Annotated in this window: 24 protein-coding genes; 16 read left to right on the top strand and 8 right to left on the bottom strand. The window is 66.0% G+C overall.

The window, feature by feature from the left end:
• Positions 1-9 precede the first annotated feature (9 nt).
• Positions 10-1,068 (top strand): GTP 3',8-cyclase MoaA, encoded by a 1,059-nt coding sequence (gene moaA / locus EV641_RS04115; RefSeq protein WP_132470889.1) that lies wholly within the window; start codon positions 10-12, stop codon positions 1,066-1,068.
• On the top strand, positions 1,061-1,336 hold the full coding sequence (locus EV641_RS04110; protein WP_132470888.1) for a MoaD/ThiS family protein: 276 nt from the start codon (positions 1,061-1,063) through the stop codon (positions 1,334-1,336). The genes moaA and EV641_RS04110 overlap by 8 nt, the downstream gene beginning before the upstream one ends.
• Before the next feature lie 3 nt (positions 1,337-1,339).
• Here the strand turns inward: EV641_RS04110 and nadE are convergent, their stop codons facing one another.
• On the bottom strand, positions 1,340-2,179 hold the full coding sequence (gene nadE / locus EV641_RS04105) for an ammonia-dependent NAD(+) synthetase (RefSeq protein WP_132470887.1): 840 nt from the start codon (positions 2,177-2,179) through the stop codon (positions 1,340-1,342).
• Between the two features lie 118 nt (positions 2,180-2,297).
• Here nadE and EV641_RS04100 point away from each other — a divergent pair, with 118 nt between their 5' ends.
• On the top strand, positions 2,298-2,846 hold the full coding sequence (locus EV641_RS04100; protein WP_054718245.1) for a nucleosidase: 549 nt from the start codon (positions 2,298-2,300) through the stop codon (positions 2,844-2,846).
• Positions 2,847-2,868: 22 nt separating this feature from the next.
• Here EV641_RS04100 and EV641_RS04095 read toward each other — a convergent pair whose 3' ends face one another.
• A complete protein-coding gene (locus EV641_RS04095) occupies positions 2,869-3,663 on the bottom strand; it encodes an META domain-containing protein (protein ID WP_132470886.1) in 795 nt (264 codons plus the stop codon).
• A 36-nt stretch (positions 3,664-3,699) separates the two neighbouring features.
• Positions 3,700-4,323 carry a TetR/AcrR family transcriptional regulator gene (locus EV641_RS04090; RefSeq protein WP_132470885.1) on the bottom strand — a complete coding sequence of 208 codons (624 nt, stop codon included), beginning with the start codon at positions 4,321-4,323 and terminating at the stop codon, positions 3,700-3,702.
• 108 nt (positions 4,324-4,431) lie between these two features.
• Between EV641_RS04090 and EV641_RS04085 the strand changes: the two genes are divergently transcribed.
• Entirely contained in the window at positions 4,432-4,995 is a 564-nt protein-coding gene (locus tag EV641_RS04085) for an NADPH-dependent FMN reductase (RefSeq protein WP_132470884.1), read from the top strand.
• A 96-nt stretch (positions 4,996-5,091) separates the two neighbouring features.
• Here EV641_RS04085 and fepB read toward each other — a convergent pair whose 3' ends face one another.
• Positions 5,092-6,126: a Fe2+-enterobactin ABC transporter substrate-binding protein gene (gene fepB / locus EV641_RS04080; protein ID WP_241996822.1), complete on the bottom strand. Its 1,035-nt coding sequence runs from the start codon at positions 6,124-6,126 to the stop codon at positions 5,092-5,094.
• A 178-nt stretch (positions 6,127-6,304) separates the two neighbouring features.
• Here fepB and EV641_RS04075 point away from each other — a divergent pair, with 178 nt between their 5' ends.
• The 7 genes from EV641_RS04075 (at position 6,305) to nrdF (ending at position 14,363) form a co-directional block, all read left to right on the top strand.
• Positions 6,305-6,883: a 2Fe-2S iron-sulfur cluster-binding protein gene (locus EV641_RS04075; RefSeq protein WP_132470883.1), complete on the top strand. Its 579-nt coding sequence runs from the start codon at positions 6,305-6,307 to the stop codon at positions 6,881-6,883.
• Positions 6,880-7,869 carry a xanthine dehydrogenase family protein subunit M gene (locus tag EV641_RS04070; RefSeq protein WP_132470882.1) on the top strand — a complete coding sequence of 330 codons (990 nt, stop codon included), beginning with the start codon at positions 6,880-6,882 and terminating at the stop codon, positions 7,867-7,869. The genes EV641_RS04075 and EV641_RS04070 overlap by 4 nt, the downstream gene beginning before the upstream one ends.
• A 9-nt stretch (positions 7,870-7,878) precedes the next feature.
• Positions 7,879-9,969, top strand: coding sequence for a xanthine dehydrogenase family protein molybdopterin-binding subunit (locus EV641_RS04065; RefSeq protein WP_132470881.1), 2,091 nt, complete (start codon positions 7,879-7,881; stop codon positions 9,967-9,969).
• Between the two features lie 328 nt (positions 9,970-10,297).
• A complete protein-coding gene (locus EV641_RS04060) occupies positions 10,298-10,528 on the top strand; it encodes a redoxin NrdH (RefSeq protein ID WP_054714035.1) in 231 nt (76 codons plus the stop codon).
• Between the two features lie 80 nt (positions 10,529-10,608).
• Positions 10,609-11,061, top strand: coding sequence for a class Ib ribonucleoside-diphosphate reductase assembly flavoprotein NrdI (nrdI, locus tag EV641_RS04055; protein WP_132470880.1), 453 nt, complete (start codon positions 10,609-10,611; stop codon positions 11,059-11,061).
• Positions 11,062-11,230: 169 nt separating this feature from the next.
• Complete coding sequence (gene nrdE, locus EV641_RS04050; RefSeq protein WP_241996860.1) at positions 11,231-13,312, top strand: class 1b ribonucleoside-diphosphate reductase subunit alpha; 2,082 nt, start codon at positions 11,231-11,233, stop codon at positions 13,310-13,312.
• A gap of 49 nt (positions 13,313-13,361) precedes the next feature.
• A complete protein-coding gene (gene nrdF, locus EV641_RS04045; RefSeq protein ID WP_054714033.1) occupies positions 13,362-14,363 on the top strand; it encodes a class 1b ribonucleoside-diphosphate reductase subunit beta in 1,002 nt (333 codons plus the stop codon).
• Positions 14,364-14,454: 91 nt separating this feature from the next.
• Here the strand turns inward: nrdF and EV641_RS04040 are convergent, their stop codons facing one another.
• The 3 genes from EV641_RS04040 to EV641_RS04030 are packed head-to-tail and all read right to left on the bottom strand — an operon-like array spanning position 14,455 to position 17,094.
• A complete protein-coding gene (locus EV641_RS04040; RefSeq protein WP_054714030.1) occupies positions 14,455-14,931 on the bottom strand; it encodes an NUDIX domain-containing protein in 477 nt (158 codons plus the stop codon).
• A 17-nt stretch (positions 14,932-14,948) separates the two neighbouring features.
• The gene (locus EV641_RS04035; protein WP_132470878.1) at positions 14,949-16,046 is read right to left on the bottom strand and encodes an HtaA domain-containing protein; all 1,098 of its coding nucleotides are present in this window, start codon (positions 16,044-16,046) and stop codon (positions 14,949-14,951) included.
• A complete protein-coding gene (locus EV641_RS04030; RefSeq protein ID WP_132471095.1) occupies positions 16,030-17,094 on the bottom strand; it encodes an iron-siderophore ABC transporter substrate-binding protein in 1,065 nt (354 codons plus the stop codon). Before EV641_RS04030 ends, EV641_RS04035 begins: the two co-directional genes overlap by 17 nt.
• Positions 17,095-17,424: 330 nt before the next feature.
• Here EV641_RS04030 and ctaD point away from each other — a divergent pair, with 330 nt between their 5' ends.
• From ctaD to EV641_RS04015, 3 genes are all read left to right on the top strand, one after another.
• Positions 17,425-19,194, top strand: a complete 1,770-nt coding sequence (ctaD, locus tag EV641_RS04025; RefSeq protein ID WP_132470877.1) for a cytochrome c oxidase subunit I — start codon at positions 17,425-17,427, stop codon at positions 19,192-19,194.
• A 134-nt stretch (positions 19,195-19,328) separates the two neighbouring features.
• Positions 19,329-20,615, top strand: a complete 1,287-nt coding sequence (serB, locus tag EV641_RS04020; RefSeq protein ID WP_132470876.1) for a phosphoserine phosphatase SerB — start codon at positions 19,329-19,331, stop codon at positions 20,613-20,615.
• Complete coding sequence (locus tag EV641_RS04015; RefSeq protein ID WP_241996820.1) at positions 20,608-21,372, top strand: peptidyl-tRNA hydrolase; 765 nt, start codon at positions 20,608-20,610, stop codon at positions 21,370-21,372. Before serB ends, EV641_RS04015 begins: the two co-directional genes overlap by 8 nt.
• A 25-nt stretch (positions 21,373-21,397) precedes the next feature.
• On the opposite strand, the gene glgX is transcribed toward EV641_RS04015, so the two are convergent.
• On the bottom strand, positions 21,398-23,590 hold the full coding sequence (glgX, locus tag EV641_RS04010) for a glycogen debranching protein GlgX (RefSeq protein ID WP_241996819.1): 2,193 nt from the start codon (positions 23,588-23,590) through the stop codon (positions 21,398-21,400).
• Positions 23,591-23,632: 42 nt separating this feature from the next.
• Between glgX and EV641_RS04005 the strand changes: the two genes are divergently transcribed.
• Together EV641_RS04005 and EV641_RS04000 are read left to right on the top strand one after the other, a co-directional pair.
• Positions 23,633-24,466 (top strand): ABC transporter ATP-binding protein, encoded by an 834-nt coding sequence (locus EV641_RS04005; protein ID WP_132470875.1) that lies wholly within the window; start codon positions 23,633-23,635, stop codon positions 24,464-24,466.
• A gap of 43 nt (positions 24,467-24,509) precedes the next feature.
• Positions 24,510-25,346 (top strand): NUDIX hydrolase, encoded by an 837-nt coding sequence (locus tag EV641_RS04000; protein WP_132470874.1) that lies wholly within the window; start codon positions 24,510-24,512, stop codon positions 25,344-25,346.
• Positions 25,347-25,396: the final 50 nt, after the last annotated feature.

The following is a 25,396-nucleotide window of genomic DNA, read 5'->3' as shown; positions in this document are numbered from 1 at the left end:
GGTGATTCTGTGACAGCAGTGGATGTGGGAATGCCGTCCGTGCGCGCGGAGACGGACGACGTATCGGATCGTCCCGATGTGCCCGACCTGCTCGACCGCTTCGGTCGTGTGGCGCGAGATCTGCGCGTGTCCATCACCGAGAAATGCTCACTGCGCTGCACTTACTGCATGCCCGAGGAAGGCCTACCCGCGATCCCTCGCGAGCAACTGCTCACCACCGCAGAAATCGTGCGCCTGGTCGGGGTCGCCGCCGGCCTGCTCGGCGTGCAGGAAGTGCGGTTCACCGGCGGTGAACCCCTGATGCGACGCGACCTCGAAGACATCATCGCGGGCTGCCGCCGAGTCGCACCTGACGTGCCGTTGGCGCTGACCAGCAACGCCGTCGGACTCGCTCACCGCGCACGGGGTCTGCGCGACGCCGGACTCTCGCGGGTGAACATCTCCCTCGACACCGTCGACCGCGATCATTTCGCCCGGCTGACCCGACGCGACCGGCTCGATTCGGTGCTCGCAGGCATCCGCGCGGCCAAAGCCGTCGGATTCACCAGGGTCAAGGTCAACGCGGTCCTCATGCCGGAGACACTCGAGGGTGCCGTGGATCTACTGCAGTGGTGCCTCGATGAAGGCGTCGAACTACGGTTCATCGAGGAGATGCCCCTCGATGCCGACCATGAGTGGGCCCGCGCGAACATGGTGACCGCACAGCGTCTGCTCGAGGTGCTCGGCACACGGTTCACCTTGACGGAGGCGCCCCGGGAGGATCCGTCGGCTCCTGCGGAACGGTGGTCCGTCGACGGGGGTCCGGCGACCGTGGGGATCATCGCCTCGGTCACCCGGTCGTTCTGTTCGGACTGCGACCGGACGCGTCTCACCGCGGAGGGCACCGTCCGGTCGTGTCTGTTCAGCGATCGTGAGACCGATCTGCGGGCGGCGGTGCGCGGTGGTGCGACCGACGATGAACTTGCCGCGCTGTGGCGCGGCGCGATGTGGAACAAGTGGGCCGGACACGGCATCGACGCGGCGGATTTCGTTCCGCCGGAACGCAGTATGGGAGCAATCGGTGGTTGATCAGGTGACCGGGATCGAGGTGCGGTACTTCGCGGCAGCAGCAGACGCCGCGGGACGGGAGAAGGAGACGGTCGACCTTGCCGTCGGCTCCGACCTGGCAGCGCTGCGCGTGGCTCTGATCGAGCGCCACGGGGCCGATATGGAACGAGTCCTGTCGGTTGCCGCCTATCTCGTCGAACCGGGACAGGATGGTGGCGAACTCACCCGAGATCTGACCTACCCCGCGGGAGCGAAGGTGGACGTGCTGCCACCCTTCGCCGGGGGGTAGCGCTCAGCGCCACCAGGTGTCGAGCGGAGTGACCGGTACGGTCCGCTTGTGCCTCGTCGCGAGGAACACACGCTCGACCTTCTCCGCCACCTCCGCTGTGACGCCCTGACCTTCGAGGTAGTCGTCGATGTCGGCGTAGGTCATGCCGAGTGCGACCTCGTCGGGCAGAGCGGGACGGTCGTCTTCGAGATCCGCGGTCGGAACCTTCTGCCACGTGCTGTCCGGTGCTCCGAGTTCACGCAGGAGCGCCGCGCCCTGCCGCTTCGTCAGGCCCGTGAGCGGGGTGATGTCCACACCGCCGTCCCCGAACTTCGTGAAGAAACCGGTGACAGCCTCTGCCGCATGGTCGGTACCGACCACCAGGTAACCGAGTTCGCCCGCGATGGCGTACTGCAGGATCATTCGCTCGCGGGCCTTGATGTTGCCGCGGACGAAGTCGCGGAGCGTGGCGTCATGTCCGAGGAGTTCACGGATGCCCTGCGCAGCCTCGGCGGCAGTGGCGTCGGCACCGGGCTTGACGTTGACGCGGAACTCGCGGTCGGGCCTGATGAAGTCGAGTGCGATCCGCGCATCGTGCTCGTCGGCCTGCTCACCGTAGGGGAGACGGACGGCGACGAACTCGGCCTCGTGCCCGTCGGCGCGCAGTGCCTCCGCCGCGAGCTGCACGAGACGACCCGCCAGGGTGCTGTCCTGCCCTCCGCTGATCCCGAGCACGAAGCCCTTTGCGGGGGTGCTGCGCAGATAGTCCGTGAGAAACCGCACGCGCGCGTCGATTTCGGCCCGCGGGTCGATGGTGGGCCGGACTCCGAGTTCATCGATGATGCGATCGCGAAGATTCTCCATGCGGGAACTCTAGCGGGCACGTCGCCGGTGTGCGACGTGCCGCGATACGGTGCGGGAAACTGGTTGTCGGTGCACCGAGCGGTGCCAGGGCGAACCATCGGACCGAGAAAGGCAGCACGTGAACGGGATTCTCGTCGTATCCGCAACGAAGGCCGAAGCGGCGCATGTGCCGGATCGGTACGACGTTCTCATCACCGGCATCGGGAAGGTCACAGCTGCCGTGACAGTCACCGCGGCGCTCGCACGTTTCCCCGAAGACGTACGGCCGCTCGTCGTCAATATCGGCACGGCGGGTGCGCTGCACGGTCATCACGGTGGCCTGTACGTGCCGTCGACGGTGATCAATCACGACATCAGCAGCAAGGTGTTGCGTAGCCTGGGGCATCCGGTCGAGGACGCGCTCTCGGTCGACGACGGCGACGGCAGCGTCCTTGCGACGGGCGACACGTTCGTCTCCGACGCCGAGGTCCGCGACGCGTTGGCCGCGCGGGCCGACCTCGTAGACATGGAAGGATTCGCGATCGCGTCCGCCGCGTCCTACATGGGAGCGGGAGTCCGGCTGGTGAAGTACGTGAGCGACCACGCCGACGACACGGCGATGGACTGGCCGAAGCAGATCGACGCCGCTGGGCGGGCACTCGCGTGCTGGCTCGAGGAGCGGTACTGACAGGGTGCTGACGGCACGCGGCCTAGCGGGCTCGGTAGCCCAGACCGTCGACACCGTTCGACGCCGTGAGTGTCATCTCCGACCCGTCGACGGTATAGGTGGTCTCACCTGAGAGGACCGCGAGGACGTGGTTCTCGATCTGGGCGAGCGCCGGGTCGGCGCACGCGACGCGGGTGGTGGCCAGCGGACCGAACACGAGGGTACCGTCGCCGACCTGGGCGGTTCCGGTGAAACGGTTGCATCCGGTGCTGCCCGAGACCTGACCGTCCTCGGTGACCGTCAGCGTCACGTCGGCGTTCTCGAGTGCCGCTGACGACATGACCGCGTCGGCGGTGCGCATGGTCGTGACGACCCATTCGGTTCCGGTGAGCGATCGGTCGGGGTCGGCGACCTTCTTGTCGGTCAGAGAGACGGTGGTCGCGCTGCCCGTGAGGGTGAGCACGTCCCCGTCGAGGCTCCACTGCGGTGATCCCGAGAGCAAGGTGCTGAGCCATCCATCGGCTCCATCGGCAGGGGGCGGGCACGCCATCATCGTGCTCGCGAGATTCGGGGCACTCAGGGTGCCGTCGGCGAGTTCGATGCCGCCGGCGAAGCGGTTGCAGCCTGCGGTCGCGGCGAGGCGGCCGGGCTCGGGGAACTCCACGACGAGCGGCCCTCCGCCGGGAATCGCGTCGCCGGTCACCTCGGTCGAGACGAACGTGCGACCGGTGAGGTCGTCGGCCGAGCCTGATCCGGAGGGGTCGGATGAGGTGGCGCTGCATGCGGAGACAGCGACTGCCACGGAACACAGTGCGAGGACGCCGAGGATGCGAGTCATCCGCTCACGTTACGTGGAGTGCTCTGCACTCGGGCTTCATGTGGAGTACTCCGTACTGGGAAGGCCGTCGCCGGTGACGACCCGATGAGCGAGGTCTGCCCAGTTGTCGGCGAGTTCCTTCAGGGAATAGCCGAGCTCATGCCACTGGTACAGGATCAGGCCGGGGTCGAGCGCCGCCAACAGTGAGTGGGCGAGCAAGCGGGACCGGGCGCCCATCCCGATCGTGCGCAGCAGCATCTCGAGGTGGATGAGCGAGACCTGCCGGGGGGCGTTGCCGTGGCGGGTCTCGACCGAGCTCTCCGCTGCGCGGAGCAGTTCGCCCTGGACTTCGACGAGTTCGACGCGTGCCCGGCCGAATGCGATCAGCCGCGCGATCGGCTCGGCGTCGGGCCCGAGCGGGGGAGGACCGTACATGCAGGCGTACTGGAACGCTGACTCGCTGTGATCGAGGAGCGCGGCCATGAGTCCCGCCCGCGAGCCGAAGCGACGGAACACCGTGCCTTTGCCGACGCCGGCGCGGGCTGCGACGGCGTCCATGGTCACTGCGTCGGGTCCGCGTTCGGCGACGAGCAGTGCGGTGGCGTCGAGGAGCCGTTGCCGGTTGCGCGCAGCGTCGCATCGTTCCACGCTCTCGCCGGCGAGGGGGACCGGTGTGTTCACAAGGTCACACTTTAGCGGACGGGAATGGAAGTGGACCGCGGTCCGTTTATGCTCGTGTAGTTGCTTCGCCCCGGACTTCCCCGTCCCCGGACCTCAAGGATTTCGAACATGGCCCAGACCCGAGTTCTCGCCCTCGTCGGCAGCCTGCGCGCTGCCGCAGTCACCCGCCAGCTTGCAGAGACCGCCGTTGCAGTGTCCCCCGACGAAGTCGAGGTCACCGTCTACGAAGGGCTCGCAGATGTCCCCTTCTACAACGAAGATCTCGACGGCGAGACCGTCCCCGCCGCCGCAGCTGCACTGCGCGATGCCGCCGCCGACTCCGACGCGTTCCTGCTCGTCACGCCCGAGTACAACGGCACCCTGTCCGCTGTGCTGAAGAACGCCATCGACTGGCTCTCCCGCCCGTACGGTGTGGGCGCCCTGAGCGGCAAGCCGGTCGCAATCGTGGGCCAGTCGCCGAGCAAGAACGCCGGCAAGTGGGCGCTCGAGGATGCAACCAAGGTTGTGGGTATCGCCGGCGGCAAGGTCGTCGAGGGTGGGTCGCTCACTGTCGGAGAGACCTTCGGCAAGTTCGGTGAGGCCCACGCCAAGGAGCACGCCGAGACCGCGGAGCAGATCGCTGCCGTCGTGACCGCTCTCGTCGACGCGAAGGCAGCTGTCGTCAGCGCTTGATCGCGACCGTCACATGCGAGCGGGGCCGGAAACCTCTGAGGTTTCCGGCCCCGCTGTGTGTGTGATACCGGGGACGTTCGCGAACGGTGTCCGGGATCAGCCGAGCGCGTCGACAATACGGTCGACGACGTTGTTCGCGCTGTAGTAGTCGAGGCGGAAGCTGTCGTAGCCGAGCGCGTGGACAGTGCCGTTCTGGACCGACTTCGTGTTGGCCAGCGTCGGATCGGCCTTCAGACGGTCGGCGTCCTCCGGCAGGGCGTTGATGATGAAGGTGGTTCCGCCGGTCAGTGCCAGCGGCAGATTCTCGGTCGCCACGGCGATGATGTCCGAGCGCCCCGCCGCGGCCGCTCCCGCTGTCTCGGGGACGGACGCGATCTCGAAGCCCAGCCGTGTGGCGAGACGACCCTGAGCGGACTCGTCTGTGAAGATCCGGGAATCCTCTGGCGAATTGTAGGTGAGGATGCTCACCGTGTTGTCCTCGGCGAGTGCGGGTGCGATCGTGCTCTTCGCTTCGTCGACCTTGCTGTCGAACTCCTCGAGAAGTTCGGCTGCGCGCTCTTCTGCACCGACCGCCTCGGCCATCTGCGTGGTCAGGTCCTGCCACGACTTGTCCGAGTAGTCGTAGACGAGGGTGGGCGCGATCTGGGAGAGAAGTTCAACCTGATCGAGTGTGGAATCGGCGCCGCTGGACGAGACGACGATGAGGTCCGGTGTCGCGGCGGTGATCGCCTCGAGGCTCGGCTCGCCCTGGTAGAGGATCTCCACGTCACGCTCGGCTGCGACGTCGGCCCACTGTGTGAACAGGCCGTCGTCGTCGGTCACGGTGCTCGGCGGCTGTGCGGCGGTGCCGTACAGCGGGGCATCGAGCGCGAGCAGAGTGCCGGTGAGGGTCACGCTCGTCGACACGATCCGTTCGGGCTGGGCATCGAGGGTGACGGGGCCGTCGGCCGTCTCCACGGTGCGCGGCCACTCACCGCTCGACTCGCTCGAGTCGGTGGCGGGGGTCGACGCGTCCTCATTCGACTCGGTGTCGGACGAGCACGCCGTCATTGTGACTCCGAGCGCCAGGGTGCCGACGGCTGCCAACAGGCGTGCGCCGCGGGTGCGGCGGCGATGCAATGTTGTGGACAAGATCTTCCTCCTGCGTGGTGATGCCGAGGCGGCATTTCAAGCGATCTTACGGTTAGGGCAGCGTTGCCTAAGTTGTGGGTGGATGTTGCGCTCGATATCCGCGATTCCGCCGGAGAACGATTGGATCGGGTCGCTGACGGGAATGCTGAGGGCACAGCCCACCGCTCGGAGGTCACCCATGCCAACGGAGATCGCATCGACCCCTGTCGTGAACGAGTGTGAGCGGAACATAGTGCTCCACGTCGACGGTGCACGGCACCGCGTCACGGTCGATGTGCGCACCACTGTTCTCGACGCTCTTCGCGACCGCCTCGACGTCACCGCCCCCAAGAAGGGATGCGATCACGGTCAGTGCGGGTCGTGCACCGTGCTGCTCGACGGTCGCCGTGTCGCCACATGCCTCGCTCTCGCCGTCTCCCATGATGGGGCCGAAATCCTCACGGCAGCCGGACTGTCCCCGGACGGCGAGTTGCATCCACTCCAACAGCAGTTCATCGATGACGATGCGTTCCAGTGCGGATACTGCACACCTGGCCAGATCTGTTCCGCGGTGGGGATGCTCGACGAGTTTGCGCACGGAGATCCCAGCTACGTCACCGAGGACTTCGAATCGGCTGTTGCGCTCGACGATGCCGAGATCCGCGAACGAATGAGCGGCAATCTGTGCCGGTGCGGGGCGTATCCGAACATCGTTGCGGCGATCTCCGAGTTCGCGGGCAGCGACACCGTAGTGCCGACCGGAAGGCCCGAGGAATGAAGTCGGTGCGCTATGAGCGGGCGGCGGACCCGGCCGGCGCGGTCGCACTCGTCCATGACAACCCCCACGCGGCATTCCTTGCCGGAGGGACCAATCTCGTCGACAATCTGAAGCTCGGCGTCGAGACTCCGGACCTGCTGGTCGACATCTCGCGATTGCCGCTCGACGACATCGTCGATGCCGCGGACGGCGGTGTCCGGATCGGTGCGAACGTGCGCAACAGCGACCTTGCCGCGCACCCGGTTGTACGGCGCCGCTATCCGATGCTGTCCCGTGCACTTCTCTCGGGTGCGTCGCCGCAACTGCGGAACTCGGCAACCACCGGAGGGAATCTCCTCCAGCGCACGCGATGTGTGTACTTCAGAGACGTATCGACCCCGTGTAACAAGCGTGAACCGGGTAGCGGGTGTTCGGCTCTCGGTGGTTACACCCGGTATCACGCACTGTTCGGCGCGTCCGATGGCTGTGTCGCCACGCACCCGTCCGATATGGCTGTGGCCCTGCTCGCCCTCGACGCCGAAGCCGTGGTTCTCGGACCGGAAGGTGAACGGACCATCCCGATCGAGGAGTTGTACCGCCTGCCCGGGGACACACCCGAACTCGACACCGACCTCGCGCGCGACGACCTCATCGTGGATGTGCACATTCCTCCACCGCAGGGCAGCGCGTCGACCTATCGCAAGGTCCGAGATCGCGCCGCGTTCGCATTCGCCCTGGTGTCGGTGGCGGCGGAACTGACCGTGACCGACGGTGCGATCAGTGGGTGCAGGCTCGCGTTCGGCGGAGTCGCCCACCGGCCGTGGCGGGCGCATCGTGCCGAGGAAGCGCTCTTGGGGGAATTCCCGAGTGATGCCGTATTCGCCGCAGCAGCGGACGCCGAGCTCGCCCACGCGCAACCGCTCGACGGCAACGAGTTCAAGGTGGTGCTGCTCCGACGCACCGTCGTCGCGGTCCTGCGAGAGCTTGCAGACCGGATTTTCTCGTGAGGAGCCTGCATGAACCGCATCGAGAAGCGTGCAATCGGTACGTCGACCGCGAGGCTGGACGGACCTGGAAAGGTGACGGGAACCGCGCCGTACGCATACGAGCACCGCGTAGCGGATCCGGCGTACCTCGTCCCCGCAACCGCAACGATTGCGCGCGGCCGGGTCCGGAACATCGACGCGGCGGCAGCACGGGCGGTTCCCGGTGTGCTTGCTGTGCTCACTGTCTTCGACGCACCGCGGCTGACAGCGGAAGCGGAAGGCGAGTACGTGGTCCTTCAGAGCTCGGACGTCGCGTATCGGGGGCAGATGGTTGCCGCGGTGATCGCGGAGACACCGGAAGTGGCCCGGCAGGTGTGCGATCAGTTGACGATCGAGTACGACCCGCAACCTCACGACACCGGATTCCGGCCCGATCACCCCGCGATGTATGCACCGGAGAAAGCCAACGGCGGCTACTCGGCCGACAGCGAACGGGGAAACGTCGACGCTGCCTTCGGTAGTGCCGATGTGGTTGTGGACGAGTGGTATTCGACCCCGGAGGAGCACAACAACCCCCTCGAACCCCACACCGTGGTGGCGTTGTGGGAGGACGACGAGTTGACGCTCTACGATTCGACTCAGCATCCGCACGGGGTGGTCGAGGCACTCGCACCGGTCCTCGGGATCGACCCATCGAAGATCCGGGTGATATGCCCGTACATCGGCGGCGGATTCGGCTCGAAGGGCGCGCCTCATGCACACGACGTGCTCGCGTCGATGGCCGCACGTGCGGTACCGGGGCGCGCGGTGAAGTTCGCGGTGACGCGGCAGGACATGTTCGGTTACGTCGGCTATCGAGCGCCGACAGCGTCTCATGTACGCATTGCCGCCGACCGTGACGGGACGATCACAGGACTGATCCACGAGGCGTACACCCAGTCGTCGCACGTCTCGGAGTTCGTCGAGCAGGCCGCGGTATCAGCGCGGAGCTTGTACCGGGTACCGAACCTGAGGACTACCCACCGGGCGGTGGCCTTGGACGTGCCCGCGCCGTTCTGGATGCGGGCGCCCGGGGAAGCTCCCGGTATGTACGCCGGGGAGGTTGCGATGGACGAACTCGCGGAGGCCTGCGGAATCGACCCGATCGATCTGCGAATCCGCAACGAACCCGAAGTGGACCCGGAGACCGGGAAGCCGTGGTCGTCGCGGAGACTGGTCGAGTGCCTCCGCGAGGGTGGCCGACGGTTCGGCTGGGATCCGGACGATCGTGCGCCTGGGCTCCGGCGTCACGGGCGGTGGCTGACCGGGACGGGAGTCGCGGTCGCAACCTACCCGCACATGGTCAACCCCGGCTCGGAAGCATCGATCCGCCACGAGGGGGACGACCGGTTCGTCGTGCGAATCGGCGCCGCCGATCTCGGAACAGGTGCATGGACGGCCCTGACCCTCATCGCTGCGGATACTCTCGGATGCCGAGCCGGCGACGTGCGGGTCGAGATCGGCGACAGTGCGCTGCCCAATGCGACGGTCGCCGGTGGCTCGTCGGGTACCTCGTCGTGGGGTACCGCGATCGTGACCGCGGTGGAGGAGTTCCGAAAACGATTCGGCGATCGTCCCGAGGTCGGCGCGGAACTGACTGCGGCCGCAGGCGAGAATCGGGAACTCGAACACTGTCGCGCGCAGTCGTACGGCGCACATTTCGCGGAGGTCCGCGTCGATGCCGATACCGGCGAGATCAGGGTGCCCAGGATGCTGGGGATGTTCTCGGTGGGGAGGGTGATCAATCCACGCACCGCCCGCTCGCAGTTCATCGGTGGGATGTGTTTCGGGATCTCCATGGCGCTGTTCGAGGAGAGCATCCGCGATGAGCGTTTCGGACACGTCGTCAATCATGATCTGGCCGAGTATCACGTGCCGACGCACGCCGACATCGGCAACATCGACGCCGCATGGCTGGACGAGGACGATCTACGGGCCACTCCGACGGGATCACGTGGTGTCGGTGAGATCGGCATCGTCGGTAGCGCGGCGGCCGTTGTCAACGCGCTGTGGCATGCGACGGGAGTCCGGGTGAGGACACTGCCGGCGCACCTGGAGGATGTGTCCGGCGCGCTGCCCTGACCGGTCCGTGACGCGGCCCACCGGTACTTGTCGGTGGGTCGCGTCACACTGTGTGGGAACGCACCTCGAATACGGTCCTCGACACGCCGCAGACGCGTCCGAGCTGCGGTGCGAAAGTGAGGCGACCTGGGAATATCAAGAATGTAACTCACAACATCCTGGGTTCTATGTATCTGTCGGGCACAAGGTGTAGTGTCGAGACCGTTGGAAGCCCATACGGCACGGATCTCTCGGGGAAGTGAGATCGGGCCGGGTTTGGTGGGCATTCGAGCATCGCGCAGCAGTCAGTCGTCCGGCCCGTCGCGGCCGTGTTGAAGAGGGGAATCCCATGAACATCACCGTCTACACCAAGCCTGCCTGCGTCCAGTGCAACGCCACCTATCGAGCCCTCGACAAGGCCGGAATCGAATACTCGGTCGTCGACATCTCCGAGAACCCCGAAGCCCGCGACTACGTCATGGCTCTGGGTTACCTCCAGGCACCCGTCGTCGTGGCCGGCGAGGATCACTGGTCGGGTTTCCGTCCTGATCGCATCAAGGCTCTCGCCGTCGCTGCCTGATCCCGCACGGATCGCTACGGCAGTACGGCACGGTACGACGGGCCGGCCTTCGCAATCGACCGAAAAGTTGGTGAGTACCGATGACCTCGCAGGGGTCCACCCCGGGGACGTCCCTGGTGTACTTCTCGAGCGCATCCGAGAACACCCACAGGTTCGTGCAGAAACTCGGGATTCCGGCCGTCCGGATCCCGCTGCACGACCGTGAGGGTTCGTTCGAGGTCGCCGATCCATTCGTGCTGATCCTGCCCACGTACGGAGGTGGCACCACCATCACCGGACGCGACACGAATTTCGTTCCTAAACAGGTGATCCGCTTCTTGAACAACGAGCGCAACCGGAGCCTGATCCGTGGCGTGATCGCGGCGGGGAACACCAACTTCGGTGAATCGTTCTGTTTCGCGGGCGACATCGTTTCGCGAAAGTGCAAGGTGCCGTATCTGTATCGGTTCGAACTGATGGGCACGGCAGACGACGTCGAGCGTGTCCGTGATGGTCTCGCGCAATTCTGGGGGCAGAGCCTCCGGACGGCATAACGCACAGGTGGGTCTCGGCCCGCAGTTCTCGAGTACCGCGCGCCTGCCGGCTGCGCGGCTGATTTCATACCTTCCGATATGTAGGGGCAGCACTGTGACCATTACCGATCCCGCTCGGACCACGAGCGCCGCGGCAGACGAGTCGCTCGACTACCACGCACTCAACGCGATGTTGAACCTGTACGGCCCGAACGGCGAGATCCAGTTCGACAAGGACGTGGCCGCCGCGCGCCAGTACTTCCTGCAGCATGTCAACCAGAACACCGTCTTCTTCCACAACATCGACGAGAAGCTCGACTACCTCGTCGAGGAGAAGTACTACGAGCCCGAGGTCCTGGACAAGTACTCGCGCGAGTTCGTCAAATCACTCTTCCAGCAGGCATATTCGAAGAAGTTCCGTTTCCCGACGTTCCTCGGTGCGTTCAAGTACTACACGTCGTACACACTCAAGACGTTCGACGGCAAGCGCTACCTCGAGCGGTTCGAGGATCGTGTGTGCATGGTCGCGCTGACCCTCGCCGACGGCGACGAGATCCTTGCCCGGCACCTCGTCGACGAGATCATCTCCGGTCGATTCCAGCCGGCGACCCCCACGTTCCTGAACTCCGGTAAGAAGCAACGCGGCGAGCCCGTGTCGTGCTTCCTGCTGCGCATCGAGGACAACATGGAATCGATCGGTCGCTCGATCAACTCGGCGTTGCAGCTGTCGAAGCGCGGCGGCGGAGTCGCACTGTTGCTCAGTAACATTCGTGAGCACGGTGCTCCGATCAAAAAGATCGAGAACCAGTCCTCGGGTGTCATCCCGATCATGAAGCTGCTCGAGGATTCGTTCTCGTACGCCAATCAACTCGGCGCACGTCAGGGTGCCGGCGCGGTGTACCTGCACGCCCATCACCCCGACATCTACCGATTCCTCGACACCAAGCGTGAGAACGCCGACGAGAAGATTCGCATCAAGACGCTCTCGCTCGGCGTCGTGATCCCCGACATCACGTTCGAGTTGGCGAAGCGGAACGAGGACATGTACCTGTTCTCGCCGTACGACGTCGAACGTGTCTACGGCAAGCCGTTCGCCGACATCGACGTAACCGAGAAGTACTACGAGATGGTCGACGACAAGCGCATCCGCAAGTCGAAGATCAAGGCCCGCGAGTTCTTCCAGACGGTCGCGGAACTGCAGTTCGAGTCCGGCTACCCGTATGTGATGTTCGAGGACACCGTCAACCGGGCGAACCCCATCGCGGGTAAGATCACCCACTCGAATCTGTGCTCCGAGATCCTCCAGGTCTCGACGCCGTCGGAGTTCAACGACGATCTGTCCTACAGCCATGTGGGCAAGGACATCTCGTGCAACCTCGGCTCACTCAACATCGCGAAGACCATGGACTCGCCGGACTTCTCCCATACCATCGAGGTCGCGATCCGTGGCCTGACCGCGGTCTCCGATCAGACGAGCATCGCGTCGGTGCCGTCGATCGAGAAGGGCAACAACGAGTCCCACGCCATCGGACTCGGACAGATGAACCTGCACGGCTACCTGGCGCGCGAGCGCATCTACTACGGCTCGGCCGAGGGTATCGACTTCACCAACATCTACTTCTACACCGTACTGTTCCACGCGCTGCGCGCATCGAACCGGATCGCCATCGAACGCGGCACCCATTTCAAGGGGTTCCCGGAGTCGAAGTACGCGTCGGGTGAGTTCTTCGACAAGTACACCGAGCAGGCCTGGGAACCGGAGACGGATCGCGTGCGCGCCCTGTTCGCCGACGCAGGCGTGACCATCCCCACCCAGAGCGACTGGCGCGAGCTGAAGGCGTCCGTGCAGGAGCACGGTATCTACAACCAGAACCTGCAGGCCGTCCCGCCCACCGGATCGATCTCGTACATCAACAACTCCACCAGCTCCATCCACCCGGTGGCGTCGAAGGTAGAGATCCGCAAGGAAGGCAAGATCGGTCGCGTCTACTACCCTGCGCCGTACCTGACCAACGACAACCTGGACTACTACCAGGACGCGTATGAGATCGGGTACGAGAAGATCATCGACACCTACGCGGCGGCCACACAGCACGTCGATCAGGGCCTGTCTCTGACTCTGTTCTTCAAGGACACGGTCTCCACCCGCGATGTGAACAAGGCCCAGATCTACGCGTGGCGCAAGGGAATCAAGACGTTGTACTACATCCGGCTGCGTCAGATGGCGCTCGAGGGCACCGAGGTGGAGAACTGCGTCTCGTGCATGCTCTGATCCACCCCCGGCCGCTCCCGTCCCACGAAGACATTCAGGTAGGTAACCGATGACCTCTGTATCGCATTCACCCGCAGACGGGGCCCGGATCAAGTTGATCGACCGCGTGTCGGCGATCAACTGGAACCGCGTCCCCGACGAGAAGGACTCCGAGGTGTGGGATCGCCTCACGGGTAACTTCTGGCTGCCCGAGAAGGTGCCTGTATCCAACGACATCCCGTCCTGGGGCACGCTCACCGAATACGAGCAGCAGCTCACCATGCGCGTGTTCACCGGCCTGACCCTGCTGGATACCATCCAGGGCACCGTCGGCGCCGTGTCGCTGATCCCCGACGCCGTCACGCCGCACGAGGAAGCGGTGCTGACGAACATCGCGTTCATGGAGTCGGTGCACGCCAAGAGCTACTCGCAGATCTTCTCGACGCTGTGCTCGACACGCCAGATCGACGACGCGTTCCGGTGGTCGGAGGAGAACGAGAACCTGCAGCGCAAGGCGCAGATCATTCTCGATTACTACCAGGGCGACGATCCGCTCAAGCGCAAGGCCGCCTCGACGCTGCTCGAATCGTTCCTGTTCTACTCGGGCTTCTACCTGCCGATGTACTGGTCGTCGCGGGCGAAGCTCACCAACACCGCCGACGTGATTCGCCTGATCATCCGTGATGAAGCCGTGCACGGCTACTACATCGGCTACAAGTACCAGAAGGGCCTCGAAAAGGTCACGCAGGCAGAACGCGACGAGCTCAAGGAGTGGGTCTTCGATCTGCTGCTGGAGCTGTACGACAACGAGACCCACTACACCTCGGACCTGTACGACGAAGCGGGGCTGACCGAGGACGTCAAGAAGTTCCTGCGCTACAACGCCAACAAGGCGCTGATGAACCTCGGCTACGAGGCGCTGTTCCCGAAGGACGAGGCGGACGTGAACCCGGCGATCCTGTCGGCATTGTCACCGAACGCCGACGAGAACCACGACTTCTTCTCGGGGTCGGGTAGCTCGTACGTGATCGGCAAAGCCGTCGTCACCGAGGACGAGGACTGGGACTTCTAGTTCGACTCCCGCATCCGGTTCGGTTGCGTCGCTACGGCCGAATGTCGACCTTCATGGACGACATTCGGCCATGACGTCGTCCCGGATCAGGTCATGGCCTCCGGAACCACGCTTCAGGACGGCCGGCGAGCGCCTTCGCCAACCGCAGCGCTGACGTTGCCGTGAGCGGCGTAGGCAACTCGTCCGGCGCGAACCACGCCACCTCCAGATTCTCGTCGTCGCCGACCCGGGCGGACCCGCCGGTCGCGCGCATCACGAACGACACGTCCAGATACTGCGCGACGTCCCCGTTGGGGTAGGCGATCGGCTCGGTGACGTCGACGCTCGTGAGCCGGAGTACCTCGGCGTCGACGCCGGTTTCCTCCGCGACTTCGCGGACCGCCGCCGCGGCCGGCTCCTCACCTGGCTCGAGAATGCCCGACACCACCGCCCACTTGCCGTTGTCGGCCCGGCGGGTGAGCAGCACACGGCCGTCGCCGTCCAGCACGATCGCGCTCACCCCGGACAACCACAGCGGATCGTGTCCGACGTGAGTGCGGAGGGTGGCGACGAAATCAGGGGTGGGCATGCGTCCATCCCAACACGTCAGAAGTGGAACGACACCGGGGAGGCGGCCTGCCCCGAGTACGGCAGCAGGACGGTCGGCTGCAGCGGCACCGCGAACTGGGCCGGCACGTCGCTCCATTCGGTGCGCCCGCCCTCGGCGGGTGTATCGAGCCGGGCGAGCCTGATGCGGCTCATCGAGTCGGTGCCCACCTGGTCACCGGTCGAGGACTCCGCGGTGAGGTAGGTGCCGTCGGCGGTGAACTCGATCCACGGATTCGCGAGTGCGATCTCGAGCAGGTGGAAGCGTGTGAACGACACGACCGTGCCTCGGTACTCGATGTGTCCGAGGCCCGTGGACGTATCGATCCGTGCCTCGGAGAGCTCGAAGGTCATCGTCCCGTCGTCGCGGACCGAGGCACCGTCGCTGCCGACGACCGAACCCTGCGTGGTTCCTGTGACGAGGTCGCTGTATCCGGGTGCGAATCCCCACACGAAATCCTGGGACGGTGCCACCGGGGCGTTCGGCCCGGGGGAGGGATCGAAGTTCACCGGCACCGCCAGCTCCTGCTCGGCGTTGACGGCATCGGCCGCTCCGAATGTGTAGATGCCGTACCGGGCATCGTCGGGAACGGTCTCGGGGGCGTCGATGGTGATCGTTGCCGTGAACGAGCCGTCGTCGGCGAGCGGAACCCACTGCTGCCGCACCGTGCGGCGCATGTCGAACGGCCGATCCGGGACCTGGTTCAGTGCACGCTCAGACAACACCCACGCGTTGGTGGAGCGCACCGTGGCGCGACTCTCGGTGGGGGCGTCCTCGGACGGGCGCCAGTGCTCGGAGAAGCCGCCGAACGAGACGAAGGTGCCATGCGGAACACCGGGCGGCACCGGTAGCGGCAGTCCGCCGGTGCGGTTGGCCTCGGGGTCGAACCCGGTACCGCGGACGACCACCGTGTCGCCTTCGTGGACGGGAGTGTCACCGAGGGGAGTCACACCGTCGGCGGCGAGCACCTCGATGTCCGGTCGGACGACGGGCTGGGCGGATGCCGGCGCGACGACCAGTGTGCCCAGCGTGAGTGCGCCTGCGAGACCGATCCCGATCCGGCCGATACCTGCAGTGATCTCAGTTCGAATAGCCATTGAGTGAGTGCCTCAGATCTGTCAGTACTGCGTGGGCCGCGACCGGGCCGGGCGTGGACCACACCTCGTCCGAGACGGAGAACAGCCGGTTGTCGGTGACGGCACCGAGATCGAGCCACTCGTCCCGCTGCATGTAATCCGTACCCCGATCGAGGCCGTTCTGTCCGTCGAATCGGACGAAAATCACATCTCCGTCGGCAGTGGAGGGGTCCTCGGTGTCGAGCGGCCGGTATGCGCGGCCGTCCTCGACTCCGAACCTCTGGGGGGCCGGCCTCTCGGCCCCCAGGTCGGCGAGGACCTGACCGGGGAACGACGCGGTGCCGTCGATGGTGGGTCCGTCGCCGGTGAAGCGCACGAGCGATGCTTGTGTCTGAGACGAGGTGAGTTCGCGTCCGAGTTCACTCGCTGCGACGGAGTACTCCTCGAGCACCCTGCGTGCCGCCTCGGACCGGCCCAGCGACTCGCCGACGCGTTCGAACTGTTGCCTCCAGAACACCTGGTCGGACCCGACGACGACGGTCGGTGCGACGGACGACAGCGATTCGTAGAGTCCTGTGTCGGCCGCTGCGCCGACGATGAGATCCGGTCGGGCCTGCTCGATCGCAGCGAGATCGGGAGAGCCGGGTGAACCGATCGCGGGAATCTCCGAGACGCCCGTACCGAGGTATTCGGGGCGTTCGTCCGGGGCGATGCCCACGCCGACGACGCGCTCCCACAGTCCCAGCGCGCACACGGCGTCGAGTGAGGCCGCGTCGAGGACGACGATCCGCTGCGGATCGTTCGGGACCTCGGACACGCCGGCCGTGTGGATGACACCGTGCGTGCTGCCGGCAGTTAGACCGGGGTCGGTGGGGCTCGGCAGTGCGCACGCCGTCGTCGTATCGCGTTCGATACCGATCACCGCGGCGCCCGCGATGCGGGTGGTGGTGCGCACGATCTCGGAGGCCGGGTCGTCGGCCGGAGCCGAACAGCCGGCGATCGCGAGGGCGGCCGTGGTGGCGGCCGTGGTGGCGGCGAGAGCGACGATGCGGACACGGTGCGCGGGCAATTCCACCACTTCCTGTAGAGGGGACGAACCAGACTATCGCTTGTGCAGATCGGCCCCGGCGATCCTGCCACAGTGAGCCGAACGGGAAGCACGCCTCCGCGCACCCGATTCCACCTGACGTGATGTACGTCACTCGGCTGTGTGTGACGTGCTCGTTGCGGCGATTCGCTCGTGCACCGATCGCTGCTTCGGCGGTAGTGTGACGGCCGAGTACGACAGCGAGTAGGACCCGGTTAACGAGTGGTGCGCGCACGGTCTACGATTCGATGAGCGCAAGCCAGAGAGACCGTTCGCCTCCAGCCCGAGTCGAGCGCGCATTCAGGAGGATTAGTGACTGCCGTAGCGCCCCAGCCAGTCCCAGAGATAGCTGCAGCAAGGCCATACCCGCCGCGGCAGGGACCCAAGGGTTCGTTCATCTACAAGATGATCACGACCACAGATCCCAAGGATCTGGGGATCATGTACTTGATCACCTCGGTGTCGTTCTTCCTCATCGGTGGCCTGATGGCCCTGCTGATGCGCGCCGAGCTCGCGGTTCCGGGCCTGCAGTTCCTGTCGAACGAGCAGTTCAATCAGCTGTTCACGATGCACGGCACGATCATGCTGCTGATGTACGCGACCCCGGTCGTGTTCGCATTCGCGAACTACATCCTGCCGCTGCAGATCGGCGCGCCCGACGTGGCGTTCCCGCGACTGAACGCGTTCAGCTACTGGCTGTACCTGTTCGGCGCGACGATCGTGATGCTCGGCTTCGTGACCCCCGGCGGCGCTGCAGACTTCGGCTGGACGGCGTACACGCCACTCACCAGTGAGCTGCACTCCCCGGGCGTCGGCGCGGACTTCTGGATCCTCGGCCTCGGCGTCATGGGTCTGGGCACCATCCTCGGTGGCGTCAACTTCATCACCACCGTCGTCTGCCTCCGTGCCCCCGGTATGACGATGTTCCGGATGCCGATCTTCACCTGGAACATCCTGATTACCAGCATCCTCATCCTGCTGGTCTTCCCGCTGCTGACCGCCGCGTTCATGGGCCTGTTCGTCGACCGCCACCTCGGTGGCCACATCTACGACCCGGCCACCGGTGGTGTGCTCTTGTGGCAGCACCTGTTCTGGTTCTTCGGTCACCCAGAGGTCTACGTCATCGCACTGCCGTTCTTCGGCATCGTCTCCGAGATCTTCCCGGTCTTCAGCCGTAAGCCGATCTTCGGTTACACCGGTCTGGTGTACGCAACGATCGCCATCGCGGCCCTGTCGATCGCGGTGTGGGCGCACCACATGTACGCCACCGGCGCTGTGCTGCTCCCGTACTTCTCGTTCATGACGTTCCTGATCGCGGTGCCGACAGGCGTGAAGTTCTTCAACTGGATCGGCACCATGTGGCGGGGCCAGATCACGTTCGAGACACCGATGCTGTTCTCGGTCGGGTTCTTGATCACCTTCCTCTTCGGTGGTTTGTCCGGTGTCATCCTCGCGAGCCCGCCGCTGGACTTCCACCTGCACGACACCTACTTCGTCGTCGCGCACTTCCACTACGTGGTGTTCGGCACCGTCGTGTTCGCCACCTACGCCGGCATCTACTTCTGGTTCCCGAAGATGACGGGCCGGATGATGGACGAGCGTCTCGGCAAGTGGCACTTCTGGCTCACGTTCGTCGGTTTCCACCTGACGTTCCTGGTGCAGCACTGGCTCGGCAACGAGGGCATGCCCCGCCGCTACGCCGACTACCTCCCGACCGACGGGTTCACCAACCTGAACATCGTGTCGACGATCGGCGCCTTCGTCCTCGGTGCCTCGACGCTGCCGTTCATGTGGAACGTCTTCAAGAGCTACCGATACGGCCAGGTCGTCACGGTCGACGACCCGTGGGGCTACGGCAACTCGCTCGAGTGGGCCACCAGCTGCCCGCCGCCGCGCCACAACTTCACGGAGCTGCCGCGGATCCGCTCGGAGCGCCCCGCGTTCGAGCTGCACTACCCGCATATGGTGGAGCGGATGCGCGCCGAAGCGCATGTCGGACCGGGTAGCCACAAGCACAACGTCAATGTGCTCGAGGGTGCAGATCGCACTCCCGGAGACCACCCGCGCGCCGGCGAGAGCTAGACGCACCACCTCTCCGGACCCGTAACGAAGACCCCGCCCACGACCACGGGCGGGGTCTTCGTCGTCCGGGTGCGAAGCCGGTTCCCGCGCGCCGAACCCCCGCACGTCGGGGGCACACGCGACTGCAACAATGGATGCGCACGTGCTTCGACCCGTGCGCGATTCGACTGACGAAGATCGGAGACGTAGTGGCGTCTGAGACCACTGTGCTCGTGACGGTGACGGGCCCGGACCATCCCGGTGTGACCTCGGTGCTGTTCGCGGCGTTGAGCCGCCACGACGTGGACCTGCTCGATGTCGAGCAGGTCGTCATCAAGGGGCGGCTGACGCTCGGGGTAGTGGTGGTATGCCCCGGCGACCCCGAAGCCCTGCAGGACGAGGTCGAGGCGGCCATGGCCACCATCGGCATGAACGCCGACGTCGAGGTCGGGGCCCGCCCCGAGAACGGCCGCGCAGTCTCCACCCACGCTGTCGTCGTGCTCGGCAGCCCTGTGAGCGCCCGCGCCATGCGCTCCGTCGGCCGCACACTCGCCTCGCTCGGGGCGAACATCGACTCGATCCGCGGTATCGCCGACTACCCGCTCACCGGCCTCGAGTTGATGGTCACCGCCACCGACCAGGGCGCCGACGCCGACGAAGGACTGCGCAAGGCGCTCGCGGAACTCGCGGCGGGACTCGACGTCGACATTGCCGTCGAGCGCGGTGGCCTTGCGCGCCGCTCCAAGCGCCTGATCGTGTTCGATGTCGACTCGACACTCGTTCAGGGCGAGGTCATCGAGATGCTCGCCGCACATGCCGGTGTCGAGGACAAGGTCCGCGCCGTCACCGAAGCAGCGATGCGCGGGGAGCTCGATTTCACCGAATCGCTCGAGCAGCGCGTGGCCACTCTCGAGGGGCTGCCCGCCAGCGTGATCGACGAGGTCGCCGAGCAGATCGAACTGACGCCCGGCGCACGCACCACGATCCGGACGCTGCGTCGTCTCGGATTCCGCTGCGGCGTCGTCTCGGGCGGATTCCGTCAGGTCATCGAAGGACTCGCGCACGATCTCGAACTCGACTTCGTACGCGCCAATACCCTCGAGATCGTCGACGGCAAGCTCACCGGCAAGGTCATCGGAGATGTCGTGGACCGCGCGGCGAAGGCACGGGCGCTCCGGGAATTCGCCGACGACGCCGGCGTCCCGATCGAGCAGACCGTGGCGGTGGGCGACGGTGCCAACGACATCGACATGCTCAGCGCGGCCGGCCTCGGTATCGCCTTCAACGCGAAGCCCGCACTGCGTGAGGTCGCCGACACCGCGCTGTCCTACCCGTACCTGGACGCCGTTCTGTTCGTCCTGGGCGTGACGCGCGAGGAGATCGAAGCAGCCGACCGCGGCGACGGAACGCTCCGGCGTGTTCCGATCGAGCACGGTGCCTGAGCCGCATCCGGTCTTCGCTGATCCCGGATTCGAAACCAGGCACGGCGTACTCGCCCGTGGGTACGGTCACCGGGAGGATCCGGACGATCCGTCCGCGGTGCTCGCGATGCCTCTCGTGCTGCACATACCCAAAGCCGAGCCTCCAGCCCCTAGCGCGCTGCTCGAGGCTGCGGCTGTTGCGACGGTCGCACTGTGCCTGGACCCTCGGGTCGGTGCCGGGGAGGACGGTGCAGCGGGTGAGTGGCAGGACGCGTTCCTCGCGTGGAACGATGCCCGGATCCGCAAGGTGAGCCGTCGTGCTCGCGGGGCGCACTGGCGTGCCGCGCAGGACGTCGACGGCGTGACCGTCGACCGTGACGGTGCACAGGCCCGCGCGCTCGTCCCGGGCCCGGTCGGCCGACTCGATCCGCGGATCGCGCGGTTACAGATCGGCGGCACGGACCTCCCGCACGATGACCCGGGCGATGTCCCCGACGGCGTGCCGGTTCTGTGGCTCAACGCAGCACTCGGGATGACCGTGGGCAAGGCTGCCGCGCAGGTCGGCCATGCATCTATGCTGCTGGCCGGCGCGCTCGACGTCGACTCGGCGCGGGCGTGGGCGGCGACAGGTTTTCGGTGTGCGGTCCGGGATGCGGATCGCGACCGGTGGGCCGAACTCGTCGTCGGGGCCGCCGAAGGCACCGGAGTGCCGGTGCGCGACGCCGGCTTCACCGAGGTCGAACCGGGCTCGATGACCGTGATCGCCACGGTGTCCTGACGCGGCAGTCCCGAGACCTCGCTCGTCAGCTCGCGATCCGGAACACCAGCACGGTCGGGCCCGTCAGCGAGAACGACGAGCCAGCGCGGTATGCCGTGGAATCGACCGGACGACCGTCGACTGCGGATGAATCGAACACACACCGGATGTCGCCGTGGTACCACTCGGGGCCCGCCAACGTCACGCTCGTCGCATCACCGGCGTGCAGGACGAACAGACCGCTGCTGTCGGGTAACGGCTTTCCCGTCGGCGTCACCGTTCCCAGCTCCGATCCGTCGAGCCATGCCTGCACTGTGTGGCGGTCTTCGTCGTGCCAGTCGGCATCCTGCAGTTCGATGCCGTCACGTCCGAACCACACCAGGTCGGGATAGCCGACGGTGCGGGACCGGCCTTCGAAGAATCGACGTTGCCGGAGTACGGGCACTCTCCGACGCAGCTCCAACAGAGCACGGACGAACTCGATGCGTTCATGGTCGGCGTGTTCCCAGTCGAGCGGCCACGCCTCGGGCACCGGCGTCCCGGCGGGGACGCAGTACGCGTTGTTGTTGCCGCCCTGGGAGTGTCCGAATTCGTCGCCGGCAAGCAGCATCGGAGTTCCAGTCGAGAGCAGCAGTGTGGCAAGCAGGGCACGGACGTGCCGGGCGCGCGCGGCGAGGATCGCGGGGTCGTCGGTCGGTCCCTCGGCGCCGTGGTTCACCGACTCGTTGTGGTCGGACCCGTCCCGGCCCTCCTCACCGTTCGCATCGTTGTGCTTGTGCGTGAACGAGACAGCGTCGGTGACGGTGAACCCGTCGTGCGCGGTGACATAGTTGATCGACATCCACGGCTGGCGTTCATGGCGTCTATACAGGTCCTCCGACCCGGTCAGGCGCGACGCGATCTCACGCACTCCGGAATTTCGTGCCCAGAAACGTCGAGTGGCGTCGCGGTATCGGTCGTTCCACTCCGACCACTGCGCGCCGAACCGGCCGAGCTGGTAGCCCTCCGCTGTCGCATCCCACGGTTCCGCGATGAGTTTGCGGTCGGTGAGGACGGGGTCGGAGGTGATCGCGGTGAACAACGCGGCGCGCGCATCGAACGCGCCGCCGTGTGGACGCCCCAGAGCACTCGCAAGATCGAACCGGAAGCCGTCGACGCCCATGTCCGTCGCCCAGTAGCGCAGGCTGTCACACACCATCCGCACCGCGATCGGCGACGCACCGTCGACGGTGTTGCCGCAGCCCGTCAGATCGATGTCGTGGCCGCCGTCGGCCAGAAGGTAATAGCCGGGAGCGTCGAGCCCGCGCCACGACAGGCTCGGTCCCGCGACAGACCACTCGCACGTGTGGTTGAAGACGACGTCGAGGATCACTTCGATTCCCGCGTCGTGCAGTGCCGCGACCATCGCGCGGAACTCTGCGATTTCGTTGCCGGGTGCCACGGCGTAACCGGGGTGTGGCGCGAAGAACGACGCGGTCGAGTACCCCCAGTGGTTGCGCATTCCCCGGGCCCGTACCGGGGGTTCGGTCATGAATGCATGCACCGGCAGGAGTTCGACCGCCGTGACACCGAGGTGCACGAGGTAGCCGATCACTGCCGGGTGGGCCAGACCGAGATAGGTACCCCGCAGCGCACTCGGCACGCGGGGATGCACGGCCGTGTACGAACCGACGTGCAGTTCGTAGATGACGGTGTCCTCCCACGGCGTGCGCGGTCGCCGATGCTGTGCCGTATCGATCGAGGCCGTACCGATCGAAGTCGTGTCGAAGGAGGTGGCCGGGGTGATGACCGACAGTGGCGTGTACCCGAGAGAGTCGGCGGTGGACATCGAGCCGAAGGGATTGTCGTCGTACGCGAGCAGTCGGGCCGCGTCCGCGGAGTCGCTCTGCAGATCGGTACCCGTCACTCGACGGCCCCACGGATCGAGCAGGATCTTGTGCGGATTGGTGCGGAGGCCGTCGCGTGGACGCCACGGCCCGTACGCGCGATAGCCGTATCGCCGGCCGGGGCCGACCTCGGGGACCGTGCCGTGCCAGATGCCGAATGTGCGGTCGGGCAGATCGACACGGTGTTCGCGACCGTCATCGTCGATCAGGCACACCTGCAGTCGGTCGCAATGGGGAGCGTGGACGGCGAAGCGGGTACCGTCCTCGACCGGCGTCGCGCCGAGTGGGAACGGCGACCGATCGGGCTCGGCCGCGTAGTCGGACGGGGTGTACACACGAGTGGAGGACGACACGAAGGAGATCCTGCCGTGTCCCGAGTCCGGGTGTGAGCGAAGATGGACGGCGTGGCACAACCTGATCCCGATCTGCTCATCGAATTCGAAGACGTTTTGGTGCGGCGAGGTGGAAATGTCCTCGTCGGGCCTGTGACCTGGAAGGTGGAACTCGACGAGCGTTGGGTGGTGCTCGGTCCGAACGGCGCGGGTAAGACGTCGTTGCTGCGCGTCGCAGCCGCCGAGGACTTCCCGACGTCCGGCACCGCGCACGTGCTGTCCGAGACGTTCGGCCGCACCGACCTGTCGGAGCTGCGGCCTCGTATCGGACTGTCGTCGTCCGCGCTCGCCAATCGCGTCCCCCGCGACGAGTTGGTCGTCGATCTGGTGATCTCCGCCGGGTACGGCGTGCTCGGCCGGTGGCGGGAGGAGTACGACGATATCGACAACATCCGCGCGGTGGAGATGCTCGAAGGCCTCGGTGCCGAGCACTTGGCCCAGCGCACCTACGGAACGCTCTCCGAAGGCGAGCGCAAGAGGGTATTGATTGCCCGCGCGCTCATGACCGATCCGGAACTGCTGCTGCTCGACGAACCCGCTGCGGGCCTGGATCTCGGTGGGCGTGAGGAGTTGGTGGCGCGGCTCGCAACACTCGCCGCCGACCCGGACGCGCCGGCAACGGTCCTCATCACTCACCACGTCGAAGAGATACCGCCGGGCTTCACTCACGCGATGCTCCTCAAGGAGGGCGGTGTGGTCGCGCAGGGGCTGATCGACGATGTGATCACGGCGGAGAACCTCAGCGCCGCATTCAGCCAGTCGATCACCTTGGAGAAGGTCGACGATCGCTTCTTCGCCCGCCGCACGAGCGAGCCGGGGCGGCACCGCCGCGGGTGAGACCGGGCGGGTTCGCGCGGGACTGATCGATTAGGCTCCGAGCATGGCCAAAGAACGCTCGGCAACCGCCTTCGATCCCACATCCGTGCCGGTCAGGGACGCCTCCACGGTCATGCTCGTCCGGGACTCGGCACGGGGGGTCGAGGTCTTCCTTCTGCAGCGAGTCGTGGGTATGGACTTCGCGGGCGGCATGACCGTGTTCCCGGGTGGTGGTGTCGACGGCAGCGACAGTGAAGCGTCGGTGAGGTGGACCGGTCGCGATGTGGATTGGTGGGCGCAGCGCTTCGATGTCACGTCGGCGCGGGCACAGGCGCTGGTGCTGGCCGCGGTGCGCGAGACCTTCGAAGAGTGCGGTGTCCTGCTCGCCGGTCAGGACCCCGAGTCGGTGCTGGCCGACACCGCACCCCACGCGCAGGCACGCGGACAACTCGAGTCCCGCGCACTGTCCTTCGGCGATTTCCTCACCCGCGAGGGCCTCGTCCTGCGCGCAGATCTACTGCGCCCGTGGGCACGCTGGATCACCCCGCTCGGCGAGCGGAGGCGCTACGACACGCACTTCTTCGTGGCTGCCGCCCCGGAAGGGCAGAACGCCGATGGCGAGACCAGCGAGGCCGAACACGTGCTCTGGCAGACCCCCGAAGAATCACTCGATCACTGGAGGTCCGGTCGGTCGGTGTTGCTTCCCCCCACCTGGGCTCAGCTCACGGAACTGTCGAAGTACGCGACGGTTGCCGAGATCCTGGCGGCCGAACCGGAGATTCCCACGATCCTGCCGATCATGAGCCGGACCGACACCGGGATCCACATCGCGTTCGACGGCGACGAGGGCTACTACGAGGGCGGCGGCCCGCACCCTTGGGCGAATCGCGACGACATCTGACTCGGCTCGTCGAGGCGGCCACCGGCCTTGTCGAGACGGCACAGCTGGGG

This window comes from Rhodococcus sp. SMB37, from assembly GCF_004345605.1.
Classification (GTDB): domain Bacteria; phylum Actinomycetota; class Actinomycetes; order Mycobacteriales; family Mycobacteriaceae; genus Rhodococcus.
This window is presented reverse-complemented; position numbering and strand designations above follow the sequence as displayed.